The following is a 24387-nucleotide window of genomic DNA, read 5'->3' on the forward strand; positions in this document are numbered from 1 at the left end:
AACGGGGCGAATTCGGGCGATGATCGGCCTGATTTTCTCTTTCACACCGGCGACTTAATGCGCGCTCCAATCGCGTGGACATTTCCCCGCCGCCGCAGGCAGGGCGTTCTGGCGGAGCCCCGCGCAAAACGGGTGTCGAATTGTGATCTGCATCTTTTGCGGGAACAAAGCGCTGTTTCGCAGTTTGCCTTGGCCTGCCCCATCCCGAGCTGCAGGCAGTAAAGAATACGCGCGATGCACCGGTTATCTTCGATGCATCGCGCGTTGGGATGTTGTGATTCTTCCGGCCTCCGGCGGTCAGGGCACAAACCACCGACGTCCGGAGCTGTTCAACAGGATCAGGCGACGTCCTGATCGGCCTGCTGTCGCTGCCAGAGATAGGCATAGCGCCCGCCCTGCGACACCAGCTCGTCATGGGTGCCGGTCTCGGCAATCTCGCCCTGTTCCAGCACCACGATCCGGTCGGCTTCGGCGATGGTGGACAAGCGATGGGCGATGGTGATCACCGTGCGCCCCTGCCCGGCCCGCGCCAAGGCACCCTTGATCTCCTGCTCGGTGTCGGAATCCAGCGCCGATGTGGCCTCGTCCAACAGCAGGATCGGCGGGTTCTTCAGCAATGTGCGCGCAATGCCCACCCGTTGCTTTTCACCGCCCGAGAGCTTCAGCCCGCGTTCGCCGACCTGGGTGTCATACCCCTCGGGCAATTGCGCGATGAACTCATGGATCTGCGCATCCCGCGCGGCGGCGATGATCTCTTCCTCCGTCGCGCCCTCACGGCCATAGGCGATGTTGTAGCGAATGCTGTCGTTGAACAGCACGGTGTCCTGCGGCACCACGCCGATGGCACTGTGCAGGCTCTTCTGGGTCACGTTGCGCACATCCTGCCCGTCGATGGTCAGCGCGCCGCCGGTGACATCATAAAAGCGGAACAGCAACCGCCCAATGGTGGATTTTCCCGATCCGGTAGAGCCGACAATGGCCACGGTCTGCCCTGCCCCAACCGCGAGCGACACACCCTTCAGGATCTCGCGCTCGCTGTCATAGCCAAAGCGCACGTCCTGCAGGCGGATCTCACCACCGGTGATCTGCAGATCGCGCGCGTCCGTGGCATCCTGCACATCCGGCGGCTGCTCCAGCAGGTCGAACATCTCTCCCATGTCCACCAGGCTTTGACGGATCTCGCGGTAAACCGTGCCGAGAAAGCCCAGCGGCCCGGTGATCTGGATCATATAGGCGTTGACCATGACAAAATCGCCGACGGTCATTTGGCCGCTCTCAACCCCGATTGCCGCCATTACCATCACGGTGATCAGCCCGGTGGTGATGATCACCGTCTGGCCGAAGTTCAGCGCCGCCAGCGAATAGGCGGTCTTGAGCGCCGCCGCCGCATAGCCCTTCATGGCAACGTCATAGCGCGCCGCCTCACGGTCCTCGGCGCCGAAGTATTTCACCGTCTCGTAGTTTAGCAGACTGTCGATCGCCTTCTGGTTGGCGTCCGTGTCCTGCCGGTTCATCTCCCGGCGCAGCTTCACGCGCCATTCGGTCACCGCAAAAGTGAACCAGACATAAAGCCCCACGGTCACCGCAACCGCCACCAGATACCAGACGTCGAACCACAAGGCGAGCACAACCGCGACCAGCGTCAGCTCCAGCATCAGCGGCCCGATCGACAATACCAGAAAGCGCAACAGGAACTCTACGCCCTTCACACCGCGCTCGATAATACGGCTCAGGCCGCCGGTCTTGCGGGTGATGTGATAGCGCATGGACATGGCGTGAATATGCCGGAAGGTCGACAGCGCCAGCCGTCGCAGCGCCCGCTGTGTCACCGGCGCAAAGATCACGTCGCGCAACTGTTGAAAGCCCGCATTCATCACCCGCGCCATGCCATAGGCCACCGTCAGCCCCACGGCCCCCAGCGCCAAGAGCGGCACGCCCTCGTCGGCCAGCGCATCCACCGCACCCTTGTAGAACACCGGCGTGAGCACGGCGATGCCCTTGGCGCCGACCAAGACCAGCAGCGCCAGCACGACGCGCACCCGGATCGCCCGCTCGGTCTTCGGCCAGACATAGGGCCAGACCTTGCGCAGGGTACGCAGGCCGGAGCGGCGTTCGTCGGCGGCGGTGGGATCGTCCATCGGGGGCATCGGGCTTCCTTGTTCTTGGCTCTGTCGATCCTGGGTAGAATCCAGACATGACAAACGCGCCCCCATTTGGGAGCGCGCCCACATTCCAGTCTATGTAAGCTGTTACTTCGGCAGAGTGAAGATCTGCCCGGGATAGATCAGGTCCGGATCGCGAATATCGGACTTGTTGGCCTCGAACACCCGCACATAGAGAAAACCGCTGCCGTAGCGTTCCTGCGAGATCGCCCAGAGGCTGTCCCCTTCCTGCACGGTGACCACCTGGATGGCCGGAGCTGACGCATCCGGGCTCGATCCCGCCTCAAGCGCGGGCTGCAAGACCTCAGGTGCCTCGCGCTTGAACGGTGTTTCGAGGCGACTGCTGACACTGCCGTCGGCCAGGCTGATCTCGTCAAGGCGCAACGTGTAGATCCCCGGTGCCACCGAGGTCAGCGCCGTGGACCAGCGGCCGTCACTTGCGGTTGCGATATCCGTCACCGGGCTGTTGTCGAGATAGACCCGCACCAGCGCCTCGGGTTGTGCCCGTCCGGCCAATTGCACATCGCCCGTCTCGGTATAGCTGATGGTGTCCAATGCCACCTTGTTCACCAGCTCTGGCGCAACGGGCGTTGCGGGCTGCACCAAGGATACGCCGTCCTTGCCTGCGCGCAGTACCGTTACGGCCACGTCAGGTTGAGGCGCTGTCTCCCCGTCGGCCTCAACAGTGGTGTCTTCGGGTGTGGCCTGCGGCTCGGAAACGCCGGCCTGTTCACGCGGCGGCTGCGAGCCTGCATCATCGGTCGCGACGACAGGAGGCCGCGCTGGCTCCGCCGATCCCACGGCCTCTGCCGGCCCATCACTTGCAGCCTCTGCTGCAGTAGGCGTCGCGAGCTGCGCGCGGGTATCAGCTGCTGCGGGGCGCTGGGTCTCATCGGAAACCACCTCCGGTCCTGTGGCAGGATCAGGCGCTGTTTCCGTCTCTGCCCGAACCGATTGCGCGGCCTCTGCGCTGTCGCTCTCCGGCGCCGCTGCTTCAGCACTCTGCGACGCGGGCGCGGTGTCCGCATCTGAACCGGTCTCGGCAACGGACACCTCCGAAGGTTCGTCCTGAGCACGCGCAACCACATCGGCCACCACCTCTTCGGGTGCGACGGGGTCAGCGGCGACCGCATCGGGCGCAACCGCTTCTGGGGCAACACTGTCAGACGCTGCGGCATCAGCCACAACCACGTCGGGCGCATCCGTTTGGCGCGTGGTCGCTTCAGACGCCGCAAACTCGGTCCCTGTGTCTTCAGACGCAACCGAACCGCTTTCATCAGATGCCACCTGAGCGGCATCATCAGGGACCATCGGTCTCGCAACATCGGATGCCGTCGGGCCGGGTGATGTCGCATCCTGCGCAGATGTATCAGAGGCCACCTCCTCCGGTCCTGCGTCTTCGGGCGCTGCAACCTCGGACCGGGAGCTGCTGTCGCGCTCCAGCGGCAACCACGCCTCATCCGCCTCAGCCGTGCGCAATTGAACAGGCGCGAGAATAAAGTTGTCCTCAGACGCGATCTCTTGCCCCTCGAACCGGGCCAGCAGCGACAAGACGCGCGGCTCGCTGCTCGAAGTGATGGTGACGAATGACACGAACTCCCCCGCCGCGGGCACGGTCTGGCTGTCCAGCACCTGCCCGTCAAGCAGCACCTGCACCTCGACCCCTGCCTGCGCGGAGGCCGCGACGATGCCGGATCCGTCCATGTCAAACCGGGCCACTTCCAGCTTCGGCGGGGTCAGAACAAAGCCGGGGTCACTTTCGTCCGGCACGGCGGTTTCAGGCGCCGCCGAGGAGGCCTGCGCCGGATCAGTCTCCTGCGCAGAAGGCGCCGGCATCATCGGCGCAGGCGGCACCGCGAGGCCCAGCGATACAAGTTGACGCGCGACAAAGCTCTGCGCCCCGTCGCCCAACATACCGCCCCGCGCCAGAAAAAAACCACCGCCCACTACGACGACTGTCGCCACCGTGCCGATGGCCACCCCGGCGCCTGCGCCTATCCCGCTTGATTTCGTCATGTTGCGATGTATTCCCTTGCATCCCTTTGCACCGGTGACCTTGTTGCCGACCACTCGGTTGAGCAAACCTAGCAATACCGCTATGACGGGTCAAAGCACGATGTTTCTCTGCACTCGTCCGAAATTCCGTTGAAAATGAAAAAGGTGCGCCATGGCTGTCACATCCGTCTGCGTCTATTGCGGCTCCCGCATGGGAAAAAATCCAAGCTATGAAGCCGCGGCACAGACATTGGGCACGGGGTTGGCCAAGGCTGGCCTGCGACTGGTCTACGGGGCCGGTGACGTCGGGCTGATGGGCACCGTCGCGCGCGCAGCGCAGGCTGCAGGTGGCGAGACCTTCGGCGTGATCCCCGAACATCTGGTGAAACGCGAGGTCGGCAAGCGCGATCTCACCACCTATGTGGTGACGGAAACCATGCATGAACGCAAAAAGGTCATGCTCTACAACGCGGACGCCGTGTTGCTTTTGCCCGGCGGCATGGGGTCGCTGGATGAGTTGTTCGAGGCCATCACCTGGCGCCAGCTGGGTTTGCACGACAAGCCCATCGTGATCCTCAACACCGACGGCTACTGGGATCCGTTGCGTGCGTTGATGGATCATGTGGTGCAACAGGACTTTGCGGGGTCAGATCACGCAAGTTGCATTCTCTGGGTGCAGACCCCCGAAGAGGCTATTGCCGCCCTGACCTGAGGCGGCGCAAACCAGCGAGCCTCGGATCAAGCACACAACACGGCCACGCGACAGTCCGCCGGATTTGGCCTGCGCCAATCCCAGAAAACGGAAAAAGACGCGGCACAGAGATGCGCCACGTCTTCTCTTTCATATCCTGATTTCCACCGGATATGCGCTCAGGACGCAGCCAGCTCCCGCTTCACGATCTGCTCGATCTCATCCAGCGGGTGATTGGTCAGGGTTTTTGGTATCTCGCCCGCAATCAGCGCATTGACTTCCTTGTGAAGCTTCGGGCGCAGATCGCCGAGCACCTGCGGCGACGCCACCAGAACCACCGGACCCAGCTTGCCCTTGTGGGCACGGGCATAAAGCAGCTCTGCGATGTCGTCTGCAAAGCGTTCCTTTGCCAGTTCGTGCCAGTCCGTGTCATCCAGCGCTGAGCGTTGGCCGACGCCCGTGTCCTGCATGCGGCCTGGACGATTGGCGGATTGCGCCTGATCGGAAGGATTGTCCTGCTCCTCCTTCTTGCGCACCTCGAAGTGCGGATCCTGACCATCAGTGATGTTCTCCAGCAGCAAGGCCTTCTCGCTGTCGGCCACCAATACATAGGTCCCTTGGTCTAAAGCGCTCATCACTGGTCCTCCTGCTCATTTGACTTGGTCACGCGGGTGGCGCCTGCGGGGCGCTCCTTGGCACGTTTCTCTTCGTCTTCGCTGGCGACTTCGCGCGCCAGACGTCCGCCATTGCGCCCACCATGGGACACGCTCCCGTTGGCACCGAGAATATCCTTGGTTTCCTGATGTCCGTCCTTTGATCGCACACGCTCTGCCATCTCAGTCCTCCATACTTGGCTTCATTCAATTGGGAAACGCGGAGCGTGCGCGGAATGTTCCACCGGAAACCTGCGTGCATAGTCTGGCGGCGAGACAGCAAAAGGCCCCGTCCGATGCCGGACGGGGCCTGTCGATACGTTTGCCGTTGCGCCGGAATTTACAGGCGGGAGGCGACGTTTTCCCAGTTCACCAGGTTGTCGAGGAAGTTCGACAGGTAGGCCGGGCGCTTGTTGCGGAAGTCGATGTAGTAGGAGTGTTCCCACACATCGCAGCCCAGAAGTGCGGTCTGGCCGAAGCACAGCGGGTTGACGCCGTTTTCGGTCTTGGTGACTTTCAGGCCACCATCGGTGTCCTTGACCAGCCATGCCCAGCCGGAGCCGAACTGACCGGCGCCTGCGGCGGAGAAGTCTTCCTTGAACTTGTCGACGGAGCCGAAGGACTCAACCAGAGCTTTTTCCAGCTCACCCGGCATCGCGCTGCCGTTCGGGCCCATCATTTCCCAGAACTGGTTGTGGTTCCACAGCTGGGAGATGTTGTTGAAGATGCCATTCTGCGCCACGGCGTCCTTGTTGTAGGTGCCGGTGATGATGTCTTCGAGGGACTTGTCCTCCCACTCGGTGCCGGCGATCAGCTTGTTGCCGTTGTCGACATAGGCCTTGTGGTGCAGGTCGTGGTGGTATTCCAGCGTCTCGGCGGACATGCCCTTGGACGCCAGCGCATCATGTGCATAGGGAAGATCGGGAAGTTCAAAAGCCATTTTGGCCCCCTGTCATTTAATGTTGCGTTCCTGAGGGATACATGCGGCCCCGCCCCGGTTTGGTCAAGAGCTAGTGCAGGAAAACCCGAGTCAATTGCTTACCTTACAACGCCCTGACCCCGCCCCATCGCTGGTTCCAAATCGCGCATCCACAACCCGCATCGTGTAACGCTGATCGGAAAGCGAGATTGAGAGTTCATAGAGATATTCAGACGGTTTCATACGACCATAACCTCCGGGTTGTTTGGGGAGCACCCCGTTCATCACAAAACTGTGGGCCGGAAATCGGATGCGCACACGTTTTTTTGTTCGATTGGCGAGTTCACCGGGCACAATTGACGTCGTTACATCCTTGATGTCGATGTTGGTTATAGTGATGTTCTGAAACCGGGCGTCTGCGGTAAAAGTGACCCTATCGGCGAGATAGGGGTGCTTGACCCCGATATTACTCAACTTGCAATCGAACGTCGACGCAAGCGCTCCCTCAGACGAAAGAGAAAGGCCCAATATAGCTGCGATCTGGAGTATTCTTTTGTGACTTTGTTTCATTTTTCCACAAACTAATTTTATCAATGGGCGCGTTGTAAGAGTGCACTTCAGTTAGCGCAGCGCCCCTGCATCGATTGCGTTAGCGCACCTTTTTACAGGTTCCAATCGCTTGCCCGTACTGAGCCGCCAATCGCTTATCTTCCATCTCAACCTTAAATTCGAAATTCCGCAGATCGAGGGACAAGGTCGCGCGGAAAAGCTCTGGCTCATTTCGGAAGGTATTACGATTTGGAAATACTGCTGGCCCTGTACGTTTGTAATCTGCGGTGGGCCACTCCATGCGCAACCTATTTTGGCCGCGATATACTACCTTCGCCACGGTGTCATTGGTTGCTACGTTCTTAATCTGAACATCACGCAGCTTCACGTTCAAGAAATGCTCATCCGCCTCAAGGACCAGCGATGTCGGCAAATATGGGTGAGCAAACCAAACTTTTGTCAGTTTACATTCAAGCTGTGCCGCCGAAGCGCCTGTGCCTAGACAGAGCACAGCCAAAACGGTCGGGAATATCCTAGATTTCAATAGCTTAATCCATATTGTATCTCGTGCACCTATCAGGACCGGCACAGTTATCCTGCGCCAGCCCGTCAGCGAGAACATCCAACTCGAAGAGGAGGTTACTTCTCGACCTCACAGCTTCCGGTACCACTGTCCTGATTGTCGAAACTCGGCAAATTCAGCGTGATAAACGCCTTGTCGCGGGCTTTGTTGTGCACCAGCGAGAAATCCATGTCCGAGGCAAGTCCACCGCTAAATGGCATGTCGTCGACACGCCAGCGCACACGCAGTCTGCTTGATGTGTTCTTGACGAATTTGGCAATCTTCGGAGCCTGGTCCGTATGCACGAGATAGGGGTCGATTACCAAGGCACTGCCATCAGGGCGCAGTTCCACGATCACCAGCTGAGGTATCGTTCCGTTGCGTGTCGAGTCTTTGAACTCGCACACCCATGTCTCCGCAGACGCATATGTCGCTGTAATAGCCAGCGATATACAAACGGATGCGAGCCGACTTTTGAACTTGAGCATGAAAAGGCTCCGATAAATGCTTCCAATGGTTGTTTGCTAAAAAAAATGGCGGCCTTTAAGAAGGCCGCCATTAGAAAATTCGTGTGTTGTTGCGCAAAAGCGCCAACTCAGGCGTAGACGCCCACCTTGGACTGCGGATGTGCGGCAGCACAGAGCAGGTTGTACATGTAGCCAGCCACCGAGCGGAAGCAGACGATGTGGAACGTACCCGCCTCGTCCAGCCAGAAAGCGCCGGCGATCTGCGCAAACCGGGTGCGGCGGAATGTGCCGGCCTCGAACTGGCCGTCGTCCAGATCCACAGGCGCGACCTTGGCGATCACCTCGCGGGCCGCCTCGCCGCTGACCGCGAAACAGGCCCGCGCATCGGAGACGTTCACCGCCATATGGTGTTCACCGGCCAGATCCTCGCCCAGCTTGGCCACAACCGCATCGACGCGCTCATACTCCACCAGCAGCAACAACTCGTCCGGCGACATCCAAGCCGCCGCACCCGCATCGCCAAAGACGATCCTGCGGGTATCGGGCACCGCGGCTCCGGTGGCGGCCTTGACCGCCGCCTGAACCTTGGCCGAGGCGAGATCGCCGCGCAGGGTGATCATGCCGCCGAGACCAGTGTCCGTGACCTTGGCCAGACCGGCGAAGCTTGCGCCGCCCAGGGCGCTTACAGCGTTAGACATTCTGCTTTTCCCCGTCCTTGTCGTAAAAGATCGGCTCTACGATCTTGGCTTTGTAGATTTTGCCGTCGGTGCCGGGGAAGTCGAGGACCTCGCCCATGCGCTTGGGACCATGTTTCACCAGACCCATCGCGATACCGCGATCGACCGTGGCGGAGTAGTAGGTGGAGGTCACGCGACCAATGGTGTTCTTCTGACCATTGGCGTTGGTGCCATTGCCCACCGCATAGGCCCCATCCGGCAGCACGGAGCCGTCGACGGTTTCCAAACCCACCAGTTGCCAGCGATCCGGATCGGCCATGTGGCTGCGCGCTTGTGCACGTTTGCCCAGGTAGTCCTCTTTCTTCTTCGACAGCGCCCAATGCAGGCCGAGATCCTGCGGGATCACGGTGCCATCGGTCTCGTCGCCGATCATGATGAAGCCCTTCTCGGCGCGCAGGATGTGCAGGCATTCGGTGCCATAGGGCATGACGCCAAATTCCTTGCCCGCCTCGACCAGCGCGTTCCAGAACGCCTGACCTTCCGAGGCCGCGACCGCGATCTCGTAGGACAGCTCACCCGAGAAGGAGATGCGATAGGCGCGTGCCGTGAAGCCGCCGATCTCGCCGTCCTTCCACTCCATAAAGGCCAGCGCGTCTTTGGACAGATCCATGCCGCCGCCCGCCTGCGCGTTCAGCTTTTCCAGCACCTTGCGGGCGTTGGGGCCGACCACGGCAACCTGTGCCAGTTGCTCAGTGGCATTGGCCACATAGACTTTCCAGTCCCACCATTCGGTTTGCAGCCATTCCTCCATATGGGCGTGGATGCGATCCGCGCCGCCGGTGGTGGTGTGGCAGAGCCAGGTGTCCTCGTCGATGCGCGCAACCACGCCGTCATCATCGAGAAAGCCGTTCTCGGAACACATCAAACCATAGCGACATTTGCCGATCTTCAGCGTGCTCATCATGTTGGTGTAGAGCATGTCGAGGAACTTGCCCGCGTCCGGCCCTTTGACAATGAGCTTGCCCAAGGTCGACGCATCCAGCAGGCCGAGGTTGTCGCGGGTGTTCTTCACTTCGCGATTGACCGCATCATGGACGCTTTCGCCGGAGCGCACATAGGCATAGGGGCGGCGCCAGTGGCCGACCGGCTCCCAATGGGCGCCGTTGCTGTCGTGCCAGTCATACATCGGCGTCTTGCGCAGCGGCTGGAAGATGTCGCCCCGGGCCTCGCCACCGATCGCACCCATGGAAATCGGGTGATAGGGCGGACGGAAGGTGGTGGTGCCAACCTGTGGAATCTCCGCCCCCAGCGTGTCCGCAAGGATTGCCAGACCGTTGATATTGGAGAGTTTCCCCTGATCGGTCGCCATCCCCAGCGTGGTATAACGCTTGGTGTGCTCGACGCTCTCATAGCCCTCGCGTGCGGCCAGTTGCACGTCGGAGACCTTGACGTCGTTCTGATAGTCGAGCCAGGTCTTCATGCGCAGCTTGATGTCGGCCTTGGCAGGCATCAGCCAGACCGCTTCCATCGGCGCTTCGACCAGCTCGGAGGTGGCAACCTCGGCCGGCTTCGTTGCCGGACGGCCTGCGGCCTCGGCAGCACGCGCACCGGCAGCGGCCGCATCCTGCATCACCTCCGACAGACCCAGCGGACCGGAGGCACAGCCTGCCGTCACCACGAAGGGCTTGCCGTCATGGCCGGTGGGGGCGCGCTCGGGGTCAGGGCGGAAATGCGCCTGGGCATCATCCCAGGTCAGCTTGCCGCCGCAATGGGACCACAGGTGCACCACCGGCGACCAGCCACCGGACATCGCAACCGCATCGGCTTCGATCTCCTCGCGGGCACCGCCCTCGCCGTTCTGGGCGCAGATGGCCACCTTGGTGACGCGTTTGCCATCCTTGACCTTGGCGATCGCCCGGCCACACTCAACGCGAATGCCAAGCGCGCGGACCTTGTCGGCCAGATCGCCGCCACCGCTTTCGCGGGTATCCAGCACGCGCACGACCTCGACGCCGGCCTCATGCAGGGAGATGGCGGTGCGGTAGGCATCGTCGTTGTTGGTGGCGACGACGACCTTCTGGCCCGGGGTCACGCCCCAGTTCACCACGTAGTCGCGCATCGAGGCCGCCAGCATCACGCCCGGCACATCGTTGCCCGCAAAGGACAGCGGACGTTCGATGGCACCGGTTGCGGTCACGGTTTGCGTCGCGCGGATGCGCCACAGGCGGTGACGCGGGCCACCCTGACCCGGCGCGTGGTCGGTCAGACGCTCGTAGCCGAGGATATAGCCGTGGTCATAGACACCCGCGCCCATGGTCCGGGTGCGCAGGGTGACATTGTCCATCGCATCCAGTTCAGCGACAGTCTTGGCCACCCAAGCGTCGGCTTCAAGGCCCTCGATGGTGCCACCGTCGACCGGCGTGCGCCCACCCCAGTTGGATTTTTCCTCCAGAACCAGAACCTTGGCGCCGGATGCTGCGGCAGTTTTGGCCGCCTGCAGACCGGCAACACCGCCCCCGATGACCAGCACGTCGCAGAAATAGTAGAAGTGCTCGTAGGTGTCGGCGTCCTTCAGCTCCTTGTCCGGCGCCTTGCCCAGACCTGCGGACTGGCGAATGAAGGGCTCATACACATGCTTCCAGAAGGGGCGCGGGTGGATGAACATCTTGTAGTAAAAGCCAGCGGTCAGGAAGCGGGAGAAGAACTTCGAGTTCAGCTCACCCACGTCATATTCGAGGCTTGGCCAGTGGTTCTGCGACTGTGCCGCAAGACCGGAGAACAGCTCAGTGGTGGTGGCGCGCTGGTTCGGCTCGAAGCGGTCGCCGACCCCGAGGCCCACCAGCGCGTTCGGCTCTTCGGAGCCTGCGGCGACGAGGCCACGCGGACGGTGGTACTTGAACGAGCGACCGACCAGCATCTGGTCATTGGCGAGAAGCGCAGAGGCAAGCGTGTCCCCGGCAAAGCCCTTGAGCTTCTTGCCGTTGAAGGAGAACTCGATCTGTTTGGAGCGGTCGATCAGCCGACCCTGTTTGGCGAGACGCGTGCTCATAGTGCGACCCTTTCGCGGCAGGAGGTCTGGGAGCCTCCGGCGGAGGTATTTGGGAAAAGATGAAACATGGCGATCAACCTTCGAATTCGCGCCAGGTCCAGCCCGGACGCTTGGCGTTGATCTTGTCCTTGACCTCCTGCGGCGGCTCGGTGGTCTGGGCGCTGTAGGTGGCAAAGACCTCGAGCGTCTGGGTGCAGCGGGCAGCGTGGAACCACTTGCCGCAGCCGTTGACGTGACGCCAGCGTTCCAGGTGCACCCCGCGCGGGTTTTCCTTCATGAACAGGTAGTCGTGGAACTCGTCATCCGAGGAGCCGGGACCAAAGCGTTTCAGATGCGCTTCGCCACCGCCATGCAATTCGGTTTCTTCGGCTTCGACGCCGCAATAGGGACATTCAAGGATCAGCATTGTGCGTGCTCCGGCGAAAGAGTTACAGCAGCGCCCTGCCCCGCAGAGATGGCGGGCAGTGTCGCGGGATGAGATGTTCGGGGAGCAGCCCAATCTGGCGCGCCACCTGAGGGGGGCGCCGCAGCGAAAGTCACACGTCGGGCAAGACGCGTGTCGCAAACATGGGACACGCCACCATCAGAGGCGGCGTGCCCCTGATCGTCAATTGCCTTCGATGTCGCCTTCGATGGCACCACCGCCGGGCAGCTCGATGCTGACATCGGGCTCATCCATCGGGTTTCCACCGCCAAGGACGAACCAGCCAAGCACGGCGAGTGCGACAACGACACCACCAAGGATGAAGGCAAGTGCGCCATTGCCGGAGCCGGACGAGTTCTGCGTTTGATCTGACATGTGTTTCTCCTGCGCGATAGTGTGTTCGCGGCTTTAACGCCCGAACCCGCGCAGAAGTTCCCGACAGCAGGCCAAGAAACACTTTCAGTCTGTGAACCAAGGCGCTGCATCAGTGCGCCACCCCGGCCGCGACGCTTTCGTCGATGAATTTGCCTTCCCTGAAGCGCGTCATGGAGAATTCCTCCGCGAGCGGGGAATGCCCGGTCGCCATCAACTCTGCCATCGCCCAACCGGAGCCGGGGATCGCCTTGAAGCCGCCCGTGCCCCAGCCCGCGTTGACAAAGCAGTTCTGGACCGGGGTCTTGGAAATCAGCGGTGAGCGGTCGCCGGTCACATCCACGATACCACCCCATTGGCGCAGCATCTTCAGGCGGCTGACCATCGGGAAGGTCTCTACCAGCGCGCGTACGGTTTCCTCGATATGATGGAAGGAGCCGCGCTGGGTGTAGTTGTTGTAGCCGTCGGTGCCGCCGCCAATGACCATCTCGCCCTTGTCGGATTGCGACATGTAGCCGTGCACGGTGTTGGCCATCACGACCACGTCCATGCAGGGTTTGATCGGCTCGGACACCAGCGCCTGCAGGGCCACGCTTTCCACCGGCAGACGGAAGCCCGCCATCTCGGACAGGACAGAGCAGTTGCCCGCCACCACCATGCCCAGCTTGTCGCAATCGATCGCGCCCTTGCTGGTGTCGACGCCAACAACGCGACCATTTTCGGTGCGCACGTTGGTGACTTCGCATTGCTGGATGATGTCCATGCCCATGTCAGAGCAGGCCCGCGCATAGCCCCAGGCTACTGCGTCGTGACGGGCGGTGCCGCCACGCTCCTGCCACAGCCCACCCAGAACCGGATAGCGCGGCCCTTCGAGGTTGATGATCGGCACCAGCTCCTTGACCCGCGCCGGCGAAATCCACTCGGTCGGCACGCCCTGCAGTGCATTGGCGTGGGCGGTGCGCTTGTAGCCGCGCACCTCATGCTCGGTCTGGGCCAGCATGATCACACCGCGCGGCGAGAACATGATGTTGTAGTTGAAATCCTGGCTCAGGGTCTCATACAAGCTGCGCGATTTTTCATAGATCGCGGCAGAGGGATCCTGCAGGTAGTTCGACCGGATGATCGTGGTGTTGCGACCGGTGTTGCCGCCGCCAAGCCAGCCCTTCTCGATCACCGCAACATTGGTGATGCCGAAGTTCTTGCCCAGGTAGTAGGCGGTGGCCAGGCCATGGCCGCCGGCGCCCACGATGATCACATCATAGTGCCGTTTCGGCGCGGGCGAGCGCCAGGCCCGTTCCCACCCGGTGTGGTAGCGCAGACCTTCCCGCGCCACTGCAAAGGCTGAATAGCGTTTCATGAGCGAATCCAATGCTTCGTGTCTGATCCCAGATATGACCGGGATCTGCTCCGCCCCCGCGCCGTTAATCGTCGCGTTTCGTCAGGTTTGCGACATCGCTATCGTTGGAGTGTCGGAAGGGGCCCCGATGTATGGTCTCCGTCGAAGCTGACACATATCTCAGAAGCGGGACAGCGCGTCGCACCGATAGGGCTTTTTTCCGCAGCCGTCCGCCTATACATGAGAGCAAACGGCGGAGAGAAGATGATATTTTGGATTTTGACCGGGCTGGTGACACTGACGATGGCGGGCATGCTGGCGCTGGTGTTGCTGCGCAACAAGAACGGATCGGGGGAACCCGCCGCTGCTTATGATCTGCGCGTCTATCGCCAGCAGCTGAAGGATCTGGATCGCGATGTCGCCAGAGGCGTCGTCGGCGCCGAGGACGCGGATCGTCTGCGCACGGAAATCTCGCGCCGCATTCTGGCGGCAGATGCACAGGTTCAGGCCGCAGAGACCGGTCAGGACCAACCCAATGGCCCCAGCCGCATCGCCGCCGTCCTGATGGTGGCGGTGATCGCGCTTGGCACCGCTGGCCTCTATTGGTGGTACGGTGCGCCCGGCTATGGCGACTATGGCCTTGACCGTCGCATGGCGCTCGCCGAACAGCGCGCCCAAACACGCCCCAGCCAGTCCGAAGCAGAGGCCCGCCAGCCTGAGGCCCCAACGGCCGAGATTGATCCGAACTATCGTCAGCTGGTGGTCGAACTGCGCAAGGCCACCGCGGATCGCCCCGATGATGCCCGAGGTCAGGCACTTCTGGCGCAGCACGAGGCCCGCCTTGGGAACTTCACCGCCGCCTATGAGGCAAAGGCGCGCTATAACGCGCTGCAATCCGACGCCCCCGCCCCACAGGATCTGGTCGATCAGGCTGAGCTGCAGGTCATGGCCGCCGGTGGCTATGTCTCACCCGAGACCGAAGAGCTGTTGTTGCAGGCTCTGTCCGAGACCCCGGAGGACGGGCGCGCGCGCTATTACTTCGGTCTTATGATGGGGCAGAACGGACGCCCGGATCGCGGCTATCAGATTTGGGCCGAGACGCTGAAACAAGGCCCCGCAGGCGCGCCGTGGATCCGCGCCATCCAAGCTCAGATCCCGGAGATGGCAGCGCTTGCCGGGGTCGACTACAGCCCGATCCCCCCCGGTGAGGCCACGGGACCCGGCAACACCCCCGCCCTGCCCGGCCCGAGTGCCGAGCAGATGGCTGCCATGCAGGATATGACCGCCGAAGAGCGCCAGCAGATGATCGAAGGCATGGTCTCCGGCCTTGCCGCCCGTCTGGCCAGCGACGGCGGCAGCCCTCCGGAATGGGCCAGGTTGATCACCGCCCTCGGGGTACTGGGTCGGTTGGAGCAGGCGCGTGAGATCTACGCCGAAGCGAAACAGCAATTTGCGGAAAATGATCCCGCTCTGGAGATCCTGAAATCCGCGATGGATCAGGTCGAGGCGAACCAATGATCCATGACGATTTTTCAGAGTTCGCCGCCGCCCTGCCGCCCCTGTCGGCGCTCGTGGGGCTGGATTTCGGCGAAAAAACCATCGGGGTTGCGGTCTCCGACCGGATTGGTGCGGTGGCGACGCCGCTGGAGACCATCCGGCGCAAGAAGTTCACCCTCGACAGCAACCGCCTGCTGGAGATCATCGCCGGGCGCGAGATCGGCGCCATCGTGCTGGGGCTGCCGCGCAACATGGATGGCTCCGAAGGGCCGCGTTGCCAGTCCACCCGCGCCTTTGCCCGCAATCTGTCACGGGTGACAGAGCTGCCGATCAGCTTCTGGGACGAGCGTCTGTCCACAGTGGCCGCGGAACGGGCCCTGCTGGAGGCGGATACGTCGCGCAAACGTCGCGCAGAGGTGATCGACCATGTGGCGGCCTCGTATATCCTGCAGGGAGCCCTGGACAGGCTGAGCCACATGAGAAACGGTTGACGCATGAATGACGACGTCTGGCAACGTGACGAGATCGAGAGCCCCTGCATCAAGCTGTGTGTGGTCCACCCGGACACGCGGCTGTGCACCGGCTGCGCACGCTCCATCGACGAAATCACCCGCTGGTCAAAGCTGAGCCATCACGAACGCGCCGAGATCATCGCCGAGCTGCCCTCCCGGTCTGCCGTACCAAAGGGTCGCCGTGGCGGTCGGGCCGCGCGCCTGAATCGCGACTGACACAGGCTGGCTGCACGCCCGGCTGTGACGGAACACCGACGTCACGAAACCGCAGTTTGATCCGGGGTCGCGCCGTTGCTCAGCGTGCGAACGCCCTGCTAACACCTTGAAAATCATGCGGAACGTGTATTGACCCATTGTTTCGCGCGCGAAACAATGGGTCAACGTGGCTGACTTATCTGGCGAACATCACAGATCTGTCAGCCAGCGGGTCTGCCAATCCGCCAGTTCCGGGCGAAAATAGGCGATCATGCGCCCCTCGCCCGCCGGCGCAGTCGCGTCGTCCCCCCAGGGCGCAACCCCGTGCAAACACAGACGGTGCATCAAATACGCCTCACCGGGCTGCGCATGCACGGTGACGCGTGGGCATGTCTCGAAGACCTCACGCCTTGCGGCGGTATAGCTGTCGGTGACATCCACCGCGTGCCAATCTTCGGGCGCAACGCCAGCAAAGGCGGCGGCAAAGGCCGCGCGCATGATCTCGTGGCTCCCCTCCCAGACCACCAAGGGTGCGGCGTCCGGGCTGGTGGCGTTCAACGGCAGGCCCAGCACCCAAGCGTGCGGCTCCTCGACCCGACGACGACGGGCCTCGCCGAACATCTTGACCCCATCCACATGCGCCGCATCCCGGTTGCGACGATAGCCAAAGGCCGCCGTGCTCTCGCCCTGTCGTGGTCGCGGATAGCCGGGGTAGATCACCGAAAGCTGCGCACGGTGCAGCGCGCCCAGCGGGCCGATCTGACCGGTGATGAAGTCGATGGCGGGACCTTGCAGGGGTGGTCCGTCCGCCAGTTTTCCGGCGGGATCATTGGGCAGCGCATCAACGCCGATAAACCAGGTGCCCTCGCAATCAAGCCAGGCAGCATGCGCGGGATCCGCCACCGCGTCCTGCGCCAGCACGCGGGCGTGCTCCGACCAGGCCATCGTGCCCGCGTCTGCCGGTAACCGCAGCCAGCCCTTTGCCCGGTAGTGGTCCAGCCCCATGGCTTTCACGCCGCCCGCGCCACAACAAGGCCCAGGGCCTGTTCAACAAGTTCCGGCCCCGCACCTTTCTGACTGACCCCTTCTGAGAGGTGGCGCCGCCATTGCCGCGCGCCCGGACGACCCGCAAACAGGCCCAGCATGTGACGGGTCACCTGATGCAAGCGAGCCCCCTTCTGCATCTCGCGCTCGATATACGGCAGCATCTGCTGCACCACCTCAACCGGATCGCTGGCCTCACCGCTGCCAAAGATCCTTGGATCAGCAGCGCAGAGCAAATCCGCAGGTTGGTGATAGGCCGCCCGCCCGATCATCACCCCGTCCAGCCCGCGCGCCAGATGCGCCTCGGCATCCGCCAGCGTCGCAATGCCACCGTTGATGGAGATATGCATGTCCGGAAACGCCGCCTTCATCCGATGCACCAGCTCATAATCCAACGGCGGCACGTCGCGGTTTTCCTTGGGCGAGAGCCCCTGCAGCCAGGCCTTACGGGCGTGGATGGTGACCCGGGACACACCTGCAGCGCGGATCTGCTCCAGAAACCCCGGCAGGATCTCTTCGGGCGTCTGATCGTCCACCCCGATGCGGCATTTCACCGTCACCTCGACATCCACCGCCTCGGCCATCGCGGCCATGCAATCAGCCACCAGTTCCGGCGACTGCATCAGCACCGCGCCAAAGGCACCGGATTGCACCCGGTCGCTGGGGCAGCCGCAGTTGAGGTTGATCTCGTCATAGCCCGCCTCGGCCCCCAGACGCGCCGCCTCGGCCAGCTCTGTCGGATCGGACCCGCCCAGCTGCAGCGCCACCGGATGTTCGCGGGGATCATGGTCCAACAGATGCAACGCCCCGCCGCGCACCAAGGCCGGCGCGGTCACCATCTCGGTATAGAGCAGCGTCTCCTTCGAAAGCAGCCGATGCAGATAACGGCATTCTCGCGTGGTCCAATCCATCATAGGCGCCACCGACAACCGCGCAGACCGCCAAAGCCCTGATTTTCCTGCGATTTCCTTGCTCATCGTAAGATTTCCTTGACCGTCAAACTAGCCGATTATTGCATAATTTTGCACGTTCTGGCATGTTCCCCCAACAAAGTTGGGGATTTTTTGGGGAATGTTGGGGCATGCCAGTCGTTGAACGTAAACGAGCCGATGGCTCGATGGCCTATCTGGCACAAATTGACATTATACGGAAGGGAGAGCGCTACCGAGAGAACCGTACTTTCGACAAGAAACGACATGCCGAGCAATGGATAAAATCTAGATCCAAAGACATCAGAGAGCTTGTCGAGAACGGTCAGGGCCATGAACTCAAAATGAAGGGGCGAAGACTCTCGGACGCGATCAAAGTCTACCTCGACAACCACAAACGAGAGATGGGGACAACGAAACGCCAGGTACTGAATACGATCCTGAATAACTTCGACATCGCAGACCGGCACTGTAGCGACATCGGCAGTCAGGATATTGTCGCCCTCGCCCAAGAGCTCGCAAACGGCGGTCGATCCCCCGCCACGGTTCACATCTACCTATCGGCGCTCAGTTCAGTATTTGCGGTTGCGAAGGTTGCATGGGGGTTTGACCTGGACCGCTCCGCCACGGTTGATGCGATGACGGTGTGCAGCCGTCTTGGTATTACCGGCAGGTCGAAAGCCCGAGATCGGCGCCCGACGCGCGACGAATTAGACGCGATCCTGGAGTATTTCGAGACCAGCTACCTGAGCCATGCGGGCTCTGCGCCCATGCACAAAATCACCCTCTTTGCGCTGTTCTCTACCCGCCGAGAGTCTGAGATTGCCCGCGCAAAACACACCGATCTCGACCCAGAAGCCAGCCGCCTTTTCATCAAGGACATGAAGCACCCCGGCAAAAAAGTGGGCAACGATGTCTGGTGTGACCTCCCCGCCCCAGCGCTGCAGATCGCGCAGTCCATGAAACCATTCAGGAGCAAGGTAGAAAAGAAACGCGCGTTGATTTTCGGGACATCAAAGGACGTTATCTCGCGGCGCTGGACCGAGGCCTGCCGCATGCTCGGGATTGAAGATCTCGTCTTCCATGACCTGCGGCATGAGGGGATATCCAGGCTCTTTGAGATGGGAGAGACCATTCCCCAAGTCGCCGCAGTTTCAGGCCATCGATCATGGGCGTCCATGCAGCGCTACACTCACCTTCAAACACGCGGTGATAGATACGGAGATTGGGAGTGGATCGAAAGAGTGACCAGGACCTAATCGGCCCTGCCGGCGCGCTCTGCGTGTCCGTAGGTTTGTAGAAAAGCGCGAACACCGCCGCATCAACGTGCGAAATCTTGGTAACAGCCTATTGTAAAGTCTTGTCGGTTCAACCCGCAGGTGCTTAGGATGAATCAACCAGTGAGGGAGATGGGCTTTCTATGGCAGGCGAAATAGTAGGACTGGTGGTGGGTCTATCCGTGGCAGCTGCTGGAATAGCTGGGTATCAATACCATACCTCAAGCATCTCAAAGCTCGAAAACGACTTAAACGCCCTGCAACAACAACTCGATTCAAGACCAATTCAGTATCGTGGATTAAGGGAGGTAAGTTACCTTAGTCTGGCCACCGACAGCGCAGCCTTCAACTGCATGCATAAAGATGGAGGCTGGCGACAGGCGAGCTTCAAGGGCGTATACCGATACCATTGGAGCTTCGAGTACGTTTATGGCGTGGATATTCCAGAAAACTATGACTGGGAAAAGAACCTGACAATCAATAGCGCCGGCTCAAGTGCAACTCTGCGCCTCCCCACGTTAATTCAGCGAAATCCTATCAAAATTCAGTTTGATCGCTTCGAAGAGGAAAACAGAGCAGGGTTGAAACGTTTTCAACGCATGTATGATCATGTGCTTCAAGTCGCACGAAATTGGACAGAGTATACTGGTCAGCAACGATTGTGGCTCAAGCCGACGCAAGCCAATCGTGACGTTTGGGCAGCAGCATCTTCAACCGCAGAGGCGCGCATTCGGCCATTGGTCAACGATATTCTTAGGCAGAAGGGAGAGGCTCCAATTTCCACTCTCAGTGTCGAATTTGAAGGAGCGCCTGACCCGAGTAAGCGTGTCGATTCAGCTTCTTTCAACGGAGGTAAGTGTGTCGATCTTGGCGACTTCGAGGCTCCCTAATATCTAGTAACATGGTGTTAAGTCGAACTTGATGACCGACTGCCTAGCTTGTCACATCCCGCCCACTGAGCACCTCCACCTTTCCCCCACAATCCAGCAGCGCGGTGCGATCCCGCGCCCACAGGAGCTCGATCTCCTGATCGGACAGCCACCGTTCTGGCAACCTCACTGGCTCTTCACACGGATCGGCGCCATCAACGGAGGTAGTTGAGGCGGCGCAGGCGCTGAGGGCCAAGGCAGCGAGGCACGGTAACAGGATCCGCATGGGCTTTCTCCTCAAGGGTTCTGGCAAGAGTGGCGCGGGCGCGCTCGCTTGCGACGCGGGCAAGATCCAGCTGGTTGGCCCGCTCGATTTGCTCCAGCTCGCGGGCTTGATAGCTGGCGCGGCAGTCAGAGGCCCCGCGCTGATACGCAAGTCCTGCCACCAACACGATAAGCGCGAGGGTGGCCGTGATGGCACCGCCCCTCACGCCTCCAGCGCCTTCAGGCACATGGCACGTTCCGACATGCGCCGATTGGAAAGGCCACGGATGACCGTTCCCCCTGCCCGGTTCCAACGCGGCAGCTCATTGCATGCGCCGGCGAGATCGCCAGCGTTCGCCTTGCGCACCAGAGTGGATCGGCAGGCCGCGCCAGGCCCGACATTGTAGGTCCAGGACACCAGCGCGATCTTCATGCCCACCGGCACCTCTGGCTTCAGACAGCGATCCAGCGCCGCCTCGTAGGCGATGATCTCGCGGGCCAGCATCGCGTCGCATTCGGCCTCACTGTAGCGATCACTGGGGTGCACGCCCTTGGTCTCGCCATAGCAGACGGTCCAGACGCCGACGATATCGCGGTAGGCAGTTGTCCTGAGGCCTTCCCAATCTCCGATGAAGGTGACGGCCGAGGCGAGCGCGACACCGCCGGCAGCTAGCACGCCGACAGTCTTCTTGTGCACGGCCCCGCTTTCATCGCGCCGGAATCGGGCCCAAAGGCTGGAGGTGGGCTGCACCATAACCCGCGCCGGGATGGCGATCAGATTCACGCCGGCAGCGATGGCGGCAAAGATCAGCGGATCCAGCCCCAGCAGATCCGGGCTGACCAGGGCGATGAACACCGGCAGCACCGAGATCACCGCTGCCAGGAGCAGTAGGCGGATAGACCAGGCACCGGTGAGGGTGGATTTCCAATCAGTGATGAGTTTCATGGGATATCTCCATGGCAAAAGAGCCCGCTAGCGGGCTGGTTGAGTTGATAAATTTGCAGGTGTTAGCGGATCGGCAAGCGCTCCATGCGCTCCAGCCGGTTGTCGATCTTGTTCAGTGTGGAGAGGATCAGAGAGAGGCGCTCATCCTGACGGGCGAGGCTTGTTTCATTGGCGCGCACACGCCCGGTCAATGCGGTCTGCCGCGCCTCTGATGCAGTAAGGTCGACCCGCAGCCCGTTGATGGTTTGGGCGAGGCTCTCGGTTTCTCCGCGCAGTGTTGCGACCTGCAAACCGACCCAGAGCCCCGCGCCCACCAGCCCACAGGCGACGGTCCAGGCAAGCGACTTGTTCAAGGTGATGCCGCGGTCGCTGTTTTCGATCATGGTCATGTCCTGTCCTCAGTTTGCCAGCGCCGCGCCGAACGCCGCAGCCACGTCAAAGCCCGCCGGATCACCCGCCGCTTCGATCTGCGCGGCCACTGTGGCCTCGGCGGCAAAGCAGGCCTGAATGTGCTGCACCACGGCTTGCGCCGCCTCTTCGACCTGCGGCTTGGTCAGCTCAACAAAGCCGGTGGGTGTTTTCCACGCCAATGGCGCGCTGATCATGCCCTGCTGCAGGGCGCTGACCGCGCCGGAGAGCGACAGCCGCGTCGCCTCATCGCCCGGCACTTGCAAGCCACCCGGCAGGACCACGCCTGCCACGGAACACTGCCAGCGAATGTCGGCGAGCGTTGCCAGCGCCTTGGCCCGGTCCTGTTCGATGCGCGCGGCGGCGGTGACCACTTTGGAAAAGTCGATGTTGCTCATGCCTCGCCCTCCGTTTCATCAGTTGGCGTCTGCACCAGCTCATAGGGCGGCAGGGGCACCGGCCCGTCGCCGGTCAGGGTCACGGGCTGCGGAAAGCGGGTTTCCTCCGGCGCGTCCGCACCATGGGGCAGGATCAGGGTCAGGTGGAGCGCGCCGCCTTCGCGGGTGACATCCGAGGCCAGCCAATCGCAGGCCACCGCATCGCGGGGCAGCACGTCGCCCTCGGACAAAGCGGTGAAGTCGAAGGCCTCGCCGTTGAGGGTCAGCACATCGCCCTGGCGGGTTGCGACCAGCGCCGTATCGCAGCGCGTTGGAGTGAATGAGATTTGCATGCTGTTCTGCTCCTTTAGAACCAGCGGCCAATCGCCATGGCGCGGACGGTGCGATTGGTGAACGGTGAGTGGCCGAACATGGTGATTTGCGCATCCGTGCCGCCTGAAAGCGTGCGCATCACGCCCCAATGTGTTTCGGAATTGCCGGTGACGCCGACATGGCCGGTCAAGCCGTTTGACGAGTAGAACGAGGCCGGGAATGTCCAGGTTGTCGGGCTCGCATTGCGATAAAGCGCCCCTGCTGCCGTCGTCACATCTTCCGACCAGTCGGGTGAGACACAAATCTGCGTGCCATCAGCAAAGCGCACATATTCGCCGTTGGCGTTGCTGCCGCGCTCGATCACCGCGCCGGTGGGCGTGCCACCGGATTGCGAGACTGATCCAAGCAAATTCTCGCTGTGAAGCAAGCGGGTCCATGGGGACCATCGGTTTTCATATCTGGAACGAAGCCTATGATAGATCTTAGGCGCGATGGGGGCTGTGCTATTTTCGTAGCCATAGACTGCGGTCTGCATAACAGAGCCGCCATTGTAGATGGCTTGGGTGCTGATGTGAGCGGCTTCTCCGCTCGGTGCCTGCGGCCAGTCGCCCGCATTGCTGTCATGCACCAATGCGACAAAGCCTGCGCCTGCGGCGTTGATGTCTATGTTAGAGCCTGCTGGATAATACTCGCCGTAGTGACCGAGCGCAGCGGCACGCGCCCCTTCCACCATCACGAGCTTGCCGGGTGCTGTATCCGTTCCGCTCGCCTGGACTGCAGCCCCCGAGGCCCGACCAGCGCTGTCGAACTCGATTGCCTCCTGATTGCCCGCCATCAGCGCGAGACGTGAACTGCCCGCCCCATTGCCGATGGTGGTCTTGTTGTCATTGGTCTGCACAAGGAAGTTGGAGGCAACGCCATCGCGGAACCTGGCCAGCACACCGGGCGCGCCCAGCACTTCCAGATCCGTGAACTTTGCCGCCGCCGGCGTCGTGAGCCCGATGCTGGTGTCGTTGAGTGCAGCATCGACCACGGTGGAGTTGGTCTCCAGGAAGTCGATAAAGGCCAGCAGCTCATTGCGATGGGTGACCGCGAAGTGCTGGAACAGCGCATACATCTTGGCGTCAAAATCCGCCTCCGGCGTACTGCGTTTGGGGATTTGGGGGAACGGCGAGAAGCCGGGAATACTCATGAGAGAGTGTCTCCTATTTGAGGGTTTTGATGATCAGGGGAAAGACAGACTCGCCGGCCACATCGATGGGTTGGCTGTGGTCATCCACAAACCCCAGCCCCTCGATGCCGTAGCCCGGCCCGTCTCCCGAGAGATAAAAAGCGGTCGCCAGCCCATCCACCTCGGCCACGATATCCATCACCCGCTGCGCCTGATGGGTGGGCACCAGGAGCGACAGATCGACTTTGCGGGTGGAGCCGCGCTTCACCAGGATCTCATTGCCGAAGTCGTCATAGCCTTTGCGGCTGTGACTGACGAAGCGCACGCTGGGCAGGTTCAGCACCCGGCCCAGCAGGTTGTTGCGCCCCATCACGATATGGCCCACCTCGGCCACACCACCGGGGGCATCGATGGTGATGTCGATCCGGTGCCCGAGATAGCCCGGAAAGCCGTTCACCACCTTCTGGCGGGCATAGACCACGCTGCCAAAGAACCAGGTATAGGCGCTGACCACATGGCCCGCGTCCACCATGGCAAAGCGCTGGTCATAGATCCGCGCGCCCCCATCCCAGACCTCGATCCGCAGGCTGCCGGCGGTGAGCCCAAACAGCGCGATCGCATCGCAGTCCTGCGTCGGCACGATCGAATAGGTGATCCGATCCGCCTGCCGGGCGGTGTTGGAGCGGTTCTGGTCAAAGGCCCGCCAACG

27 protein-coding genes and 1 pseudogene are annotated in these 24387 nt (G+C 61.6%); 6 read left to right on the plus strand and 22 right to left on the minus strand.

Going from position 1 to position 24387, the window contains the following annotated elements; genetic code table 11:
* Positions 1-338 precede the first annotated feature (338 nt).
* Together R0J92_RS06755 and R0J92_RS06760 are read right to left on the minus strand one after the other, a co-directional pair.
* Positions 339-2147, minus strand: a complete 1809-nt coding sequence (locus tag R0J92_RS06755) for an ABCB family ABC transporter ATP-binding protein/permease (RefSeq protein ID WP_411051128.1) — start codon at positions 2145-2147, stop codon at positions 339-341.
* Positions 2148-2249: 102 nt separating this feature from the next.
* A complete protein-coding gene (locus tag R0J92_RS06760) occupies positions 2250-4178 on the minus strand; it encodes a LysM peptidoglycan-binding domain-containing protein (RefSeq protein WP_411051129.1) in 1929 nt (642 codons plus the stop codon).
* A 151-nt stretch (positions 4179-4329) separates the two neighbouring features.
* Here R0J92_RS06760 and R0J92_RS06765 point away from each other — a divergent pair, with 151 nt between their 5' ends.
* The gene (locus tag R0J92_RS06765; RefSeq protein ID WP_411051130.1) at positions 4330-4869 is read left to right on the plus strand and encodes a TIGR00730 family Rossman fold protein; all 540 of its coding nucleotides are present in this window, start codon (positions 4330-4332) and stop codon (positions 4867-4869) included.
* 158 nt (positions 4870-5027) lie between these two features.
* On the opposite strand, the gene R0J92_RS06770 is transcribed toward R0J92_RS06765, so the two are convergent.
* The 11 genes from R0J92_RS06770 to R0J92_RS06820 form a co-directional block, all read right to left on the minus strand.
* Positions 5028-5483: a host attachment family protein gene (locus R0J92_RS06770; RefSeq protein ID WP_106165294.1), complete on the minus strand. Its 456-nt coding sequence runs from the start codon at positions 5481-5483 to the stop codon at positions 5028-5030.
* Positions 5483-5683, minus strand: a complete 201-nt coding sequence (locus tag R0J92_RS06775; RefSeq protein ID WP_411051131.1) for a hypothetical protein — start codon at positions 5681-5683, stop codon at positions 5483-5485. The genes R0J92_RS06770 and R0J92_RS06775 overlap by 1 nt, the downstream gene beginning before the upstream one ends.
* Positions 5684-5841: 158 nt before the next feature.
* A complete protein-coding gene (locus tag R0J92_RS06780; RefSeq protein ID WP_411051132.1) occupies positions 5842-6441 on the minus strand; it encodes a superoxide dismutase in 600 nt (199 codons plus the stop codon).
* A 90-nt stretch (positions 6442-6531) separates the two neighbouring features.
* Positions 6532-6990, minus strand: a complete 459-nt coding sequence (locus R0J92_RS06785; RefSeq protein WP_411051133.1) for a hypothetical protein — start codon at positions 6988-6990, stop codon at positions 6532-6534.
* A gap of 79 nt (positions 6991-7069) precedes the next feature.
* Positions 7070-7591: a hypothetical protein gene (locus R0J92_RS06790; protein ID WP_411051134.1), complete on the minus strand. Its 522-nt coding sequence runs from the start codon at positions 7589-7591 to the stop codon at positions 7070-7072.
* A gap of 17 nt (positions 7592-7608) precedes the next feature.
* Positions 7609-8019, minus strand: coding sequence for a hypothetical protein (locus R0J92_RS06795; protein ID WP_411051135.1), 411 nt, complete (start codon positions 8017-8019; stop codon positions 7609-7611).
* Between the two features lie 107 nt (positions 8020-8126).
* Entirely contained in the window at positions 8127-8696 is a 570-nt protein-coding gene (locus R0J92_RS06800; RefSeq protein ID WP_411051136.1) for a sarcosine oxidase subunit gamma, read from the minus strand.
* Positions 8689-11724: a sarcosine oxidase subunit alpha family protein gene (locus R0J92_RS06805; RefSeq protein ID WP_411051137.1), complete on the minus strand. Its 3036-nt coding sequence runs from the start codon at positions 11722-11724 to the stop codon at positions 8689-8691. Before R0J92_RS06805 ends, R0J92_RS06800 begins: the two co-directional genes overlap by 8 nt.
* 73 nt (positions 11725-11797) lie before the next feature.
* Positions 11798-12130: a sarcosine oxidase subunit delta gene (locus R0J92_RS06810; RefSeq protein WP_411051138.1), complete on the minus strand. Its 333-nt coding sequence runs from the start codon at positions 12128-12130 to the stop codon at positions 11798-11800.
* Between the two features lie 201 nt (positions 12131-12331).
* Complete coding sequence (locus tag R0J92_RS06815) at positions 12332-12523, minus strand: hypothetical protein (protein ID WP_106165301.1); 192 nt, start codon at positions 12521-12523, stop codon at positions 12332-12334.
* A gap of 109 nt (positions 12524-12632) precedes the next feature.
* Positions 12633-13877: a sarcosine oxidase subunit beta family protein gene (locus tag R0J92_RS06820; protein WP_106165313.1), complete on the minus strand. Its 1245-nt coding sequence runs from the start codon at positions 13875-13877 to the stop codon at positions 12633-12635.
* 243 nt (positions 13878-14120) lie between these two features.
* Here R0J92_RS06820 and ccmI point away from each other — a divergent pair, with 243 nt between their 5' ends.
* From ccmI to R0J92_RS06835, 3 genes are read left to right on the plus strand one after another with little or no spacing between them, the layout of a single operon-like run.
* Entirely contained in the window at positions 14121-15374 is a 1254-nt protein-coding gene (ccmI, locus tag R0J92_RS06825; protein WP_411051139.1) for a c-type cytochrome biogenesis protein CcmI, read from the plus strand.
* A complete protein-coding gene (gene ruvX / locus R0J92_RS06830; RefSeq protein WP_106165303.1) occupies positions 15371-15844 on the plus strand; it encodes a Holliday junction resolvase RuvX in 474 nt (157 codons plus the stop codon). The genes ccmI and ruvX overlap by 4 nt, the downstream gene beginning before the upstream one ends.
* 3 nt (positions 15845-15847) lie before the next feature.
* Positions 15848-16081 (plus strand): DUF1289 domain-containing protein, encoded by a 234-nt coding sequence (locus R0J92_RS06835; protein ID WP_411051140.1) that lies wholly within the window; start codon positions 15848-15850, stop codon positions 16079-16081.
* Between the two features lie 189 nt (positions 16082-16270).
* Here the strand turns inward: R0J92_RS06835 and R0J92_RS06840 are convergent, their stop codons facing one another.
* Positions 16271-17065, minus strand: coding sequence for a hypothetical protein (locus R0J92_RS06840; protein WP_411051141.1), 795 nt, complete (start codon positions 17063-17065; stop codon positions 16271-16273).
* 5 nt (positions 17066-17070) lie between these two features.
* The gene (gene dusA, locus R0J92_RS06845; RefSeq protein WP_411051142.1) at positions 17071-18081 is read right to left on the minus strand and encodes a tRNA dihydrouridine(20/20a) synthase DusA; all 1011 of its coding nucleotides are present in this window, start codon (positions 18079-18081) and stop codon (positions 17071-17073) included.
* Between the two features lie 104 nt (positions 18082-18185).
* Between dusA and xerC the strand changes: the two genes are divergently transcribed.
* Positions 18186-19292, plus strand: coding sequence for a tyrosine recombinase XerC (gene xerC / locus R0J92_RS06850; protein WP_411051143.1), 1107 nt, complete (start codon positions 18186-18188; stop codon positions 19290-19292).
* Positions 19293-19453: 161 nt separating this feature from the next.
* Entirely contained in the window at positions 19454-20200 is a 747-nt protein-coding gene (locus R0J92_RS06855) for a hypothetical protein (RefSeq protein ID WP_411051144.1), read from the plus strand.
* 194 nt (positions 20201-20394) lie between these two features.
* On the opposite strand, the gene R0J92_RS06860 is transcribed toward R0J92_RS06855, so the two are convergent.
* The 7 genes and pseudogenes from R0J92_RS06860 to R0J92_RS06890 all read right to left on the minus strand — a co-directional run.
* A complete protein-coding gene (locus R0J92_RS06860) occupies positions 20395-20670 on the minus strand; it encodes a hypothetical protein (protein ID WP_411051145.1) in 276 nt (91 codons plus the stop codon).
* On the minus strand, positions 20667-21389 hold the full coding sequence (locus R0J92_RS06865) for a lysozyme (RefSeq protein WP_411051146.1): 723 nt from the start codon (positions 21387-21389) through the stop codon (positions 20667-20669). Before R0J92_RS06865 ends, R0J92_RS06860 begins: the two co-directional genes overlap by 4 nt.
* Positions 21390-21451: 62 nt before the next feature.
* Positions 21452-21778: a hypothetical protein gene (locus R0J92_RS06870; protein ID WP_106163722.1), complete on the minus strand. Its 327-nt coding sequence runs from the start codon at positions 21776-21778 to the stop codon at positions 21452-21454.
* A gap of 9 nt (positions 21779-21787) precedes the next feature.
* The gene (locus tag R0J92_RS06875; protein ID WP_411051147.1) at positions 21788-22195 is read right to left on the minus strand and encodes a DUF4376 domain-containing protein; all 408 of its coding nucleotides are present in this window, start codon (positions 22193-22195) and stop codon (positions 21788-21790) included.
* A complete protein-coding gene (locus R0J92_RS06880) occupies positions 22192-22527 on the minus strand; it encodes a hypothetical protein (RefSeq protein ID WP_411051148.1) in 336 nt (111 codons plus the stop codon). Before R0J92_RS06880 ends, R0J92_RS06875 begins: the two co-directional genes overlap by 4 nt.
* A gap of 14 nt (positions 22528-22541) precedes the next feature.
* Entirely contained in the window at positions 22542-23699 is a 1158-nt protein-coding gene (locus tag R0J92_RS06885; protein WP_411051149.1) for a hypothetical protein, read from the minus strand.
* 13 nt (positions 23700-23712) lie between these two features.
* Positions 23713-24387 (minus strand): annotated as a pseudogene (locus R0J92_RS06890) (hypothetical protein); the annotation flags it as partial.

The organism is Tritonibacter sp. SIMBA_163 (assembly GCF_046535935.1).
GTDB lineage: Bacteria > Pseudomonadota > Alphaproteobacteria > Rhodobacterales > Rhodobacteraceae > Epibacterium > Epibacterium scottomollicae.

Excerpts from the sequence above, each read along its gene's own strand:
- R0J92_RS06755 (WP_411051128.1), bottom strand. The coding sequence starts at position 2,147 with ATGCCCCCGATGGACGATCCCACCGCCGCCGACGAACGCCGCTCCGGC.
- R0J92_RS06760 (WP_411051129.1), bottom strand. The coding sequence starts at position 4,178 with ATGACGAAATCAAGCGGGATAGGCGCAGGCGCCGGGGTGGCCATCGGC.
- R0J92_RS06765 (WP_411051130.1), top strand. The coding sequence starts at position 4,330 with ATGGCTGTCACATCCGTCTGCGTCTATTGCGGCTCCCGCATGGGAAAA.
- R0J92_RS06770 (WP_106165294.1), bottom strand. The coding sequence starts at position 5,483 with ATGAGCGCTTTAGACCAAGGGACCTATGTATTGGTGGCCGACAGCGAG.
- R0J92_RS06775 (WP_411051131.1), bottom strand. The coding sequence starts at position 5,683 with ATGGCAGAGCGTGTGCGATCAAAGGACGGACATCAGGAAACCAAGGAT.
- R0J92_RS06780 (WP_411051132.1), bottom strand. The coding sequence starts at position 6,441 with ATGGCTTTTGAACTTCCCGATCTTCCCTATGCACATGATGCGCTGGCG.
- R0J92_RS06785 (WP_411051133.1), bottom strand. The coding sequence starts at position 6,990 with ATGAAACAAAGTCACAAAAGAATACTCCAGATCGCAGCTATATTGGGC.
- R0J92_RS06790 (WP_411051134.1), bottom strand. The coding sequence starts at position 7,591 with ATGTTCTCGCTGACGGGCTGGCGCAGGATAACTGTGCCGGTCCTGATA.
- R0J92_RS06795 (WP_411051135.1), bottom strand. The coding sequence starts at position 8,019 with ATGCTCAAGTTCAAAAGTCGGCTCGCATCCGTTTGTATATCGCTGGCT.
- R0J92_RS06800 (WP_411051136.1), bottom strand. The coding sequence starts at position 8,696 with ATGTCTAACGCTGTAAGCGCCCTGGGCGGCGCAAGCTTCGCCGGTCTG.
- R0J92_RS06805 (WP_411051137.1), bottom strand. The coding sequence starts at position 11,724 with ATGAGCACGCGTCTCGCCAAACAGGGTCGGCTGATCGACCGCTCCAAA.
- R0J92_RS06810 (WP_411051138.1), bottom strand. The coding sequence starts at position 12,130 with ATGCTGATCCTTGAATGTCCCTATTGCGGCGTCGAAGCCGAAGAAACC.
- R0J92_RS06815 (WP_106165301.1), bottom strand. The coding sequence starts at position 12,523 with ATGTCAGATCAAACGCAGAACTCGTCCGGCTCCGGCAATGGCGCACTT.
- R0J92_RS06820 (WP_106165313.1), bottom strand. The coding sequence starts at position 13,877 with ATGAAACGCTATTCAGCCTTTGCAGTGGCGCGGGAAGGTCTGCGCTAC.
- ccmI (WP_411051139.1), top strand. The coding sequence starts at position 14,121 with ATGATATTTTGGATTTTGACCGGGCTGGTGACACTGACGATGGCGGGC.
- ruvX (WP_106165303.1), top strand. The coding sequence starts at position 15,371 with ATGATCCATGACGATTTTTCAGAGTTCGCCGCCGCCCTGCCGCCCCTG.
- R0J92_RS06835 (WP_411051140.1), top strand. The coding sequence starts at position 15,848 with ATGAATGACGACGTCTGGCAACGTGACGAGATCGAGAGCCCCTGCATC.
- R0J92_RS06840 (WP_411051141.1), bottom strand. The coding sequence starts at position 17,065 with ATGGGGCTGGACCACTACCGGGCAAAGGGCTGGCTGCGGTTACCGGCA.
- dusA (WP_411051142.1), bottom strand. The coding sequence starts at position 18,081 with ATGAGCAAGGAAATCGCAGGAAAATCAGGGCTTTGGCGGTCTGCGCGG.
- xerC (WP_411051143.1), top strand. The coding sequence starts at position 18,186 with ATGCCAGTCGTTGAACGTAAACGAGCCGATGGCTCGATGGCCTATCTG.
- R0J92_RS06855 (WP_411051144.1), top strand. The coding sequence starts at position 19,454 with ATGGCAGGCGAAATAGTAGGACTGGTGGTGGGTCTATCCGTGGCAGCT.
- R0J92_RS06865 (WP_411051146.1), bottom strand. The coding sequence starts at position 21,389 with ATGAAACTCATCACTGATTGGAAATCCACCCTCACCGGTGCCTGGTCT.
- R0J92_RS06870 (WP_106163722.1), bottom strand. The coding sequence starts at position 21,778 with ATGACCATGATCGAAAACAGCGACCGCGGCATCACCTTGAACAAGTCG.
- R0J92_RS06875 (WP_411051147.1), bottom strand. The coding sequence starts at position 22,195 with ATGAGCAACATCGACTTTTCCAAAGTGGTCACCGCCGCCGCGCGCATC.
- R0J92_RS06880 (WP_411051148.1), bottom strand. The coding sequence starts at position 22,527 with ATGCAAATCTCATTCACTCCAACGCGCTGCGATACGGCGCTGGTCGCA.
- R0J92_RS06885 (WP_411051149.1), bottom strand. The coding sequence starts at position 23,699 with ATGAGTATTCCCGGCTTCTCGCCGTTCCCCCAAATCCCCAAACGCAGT.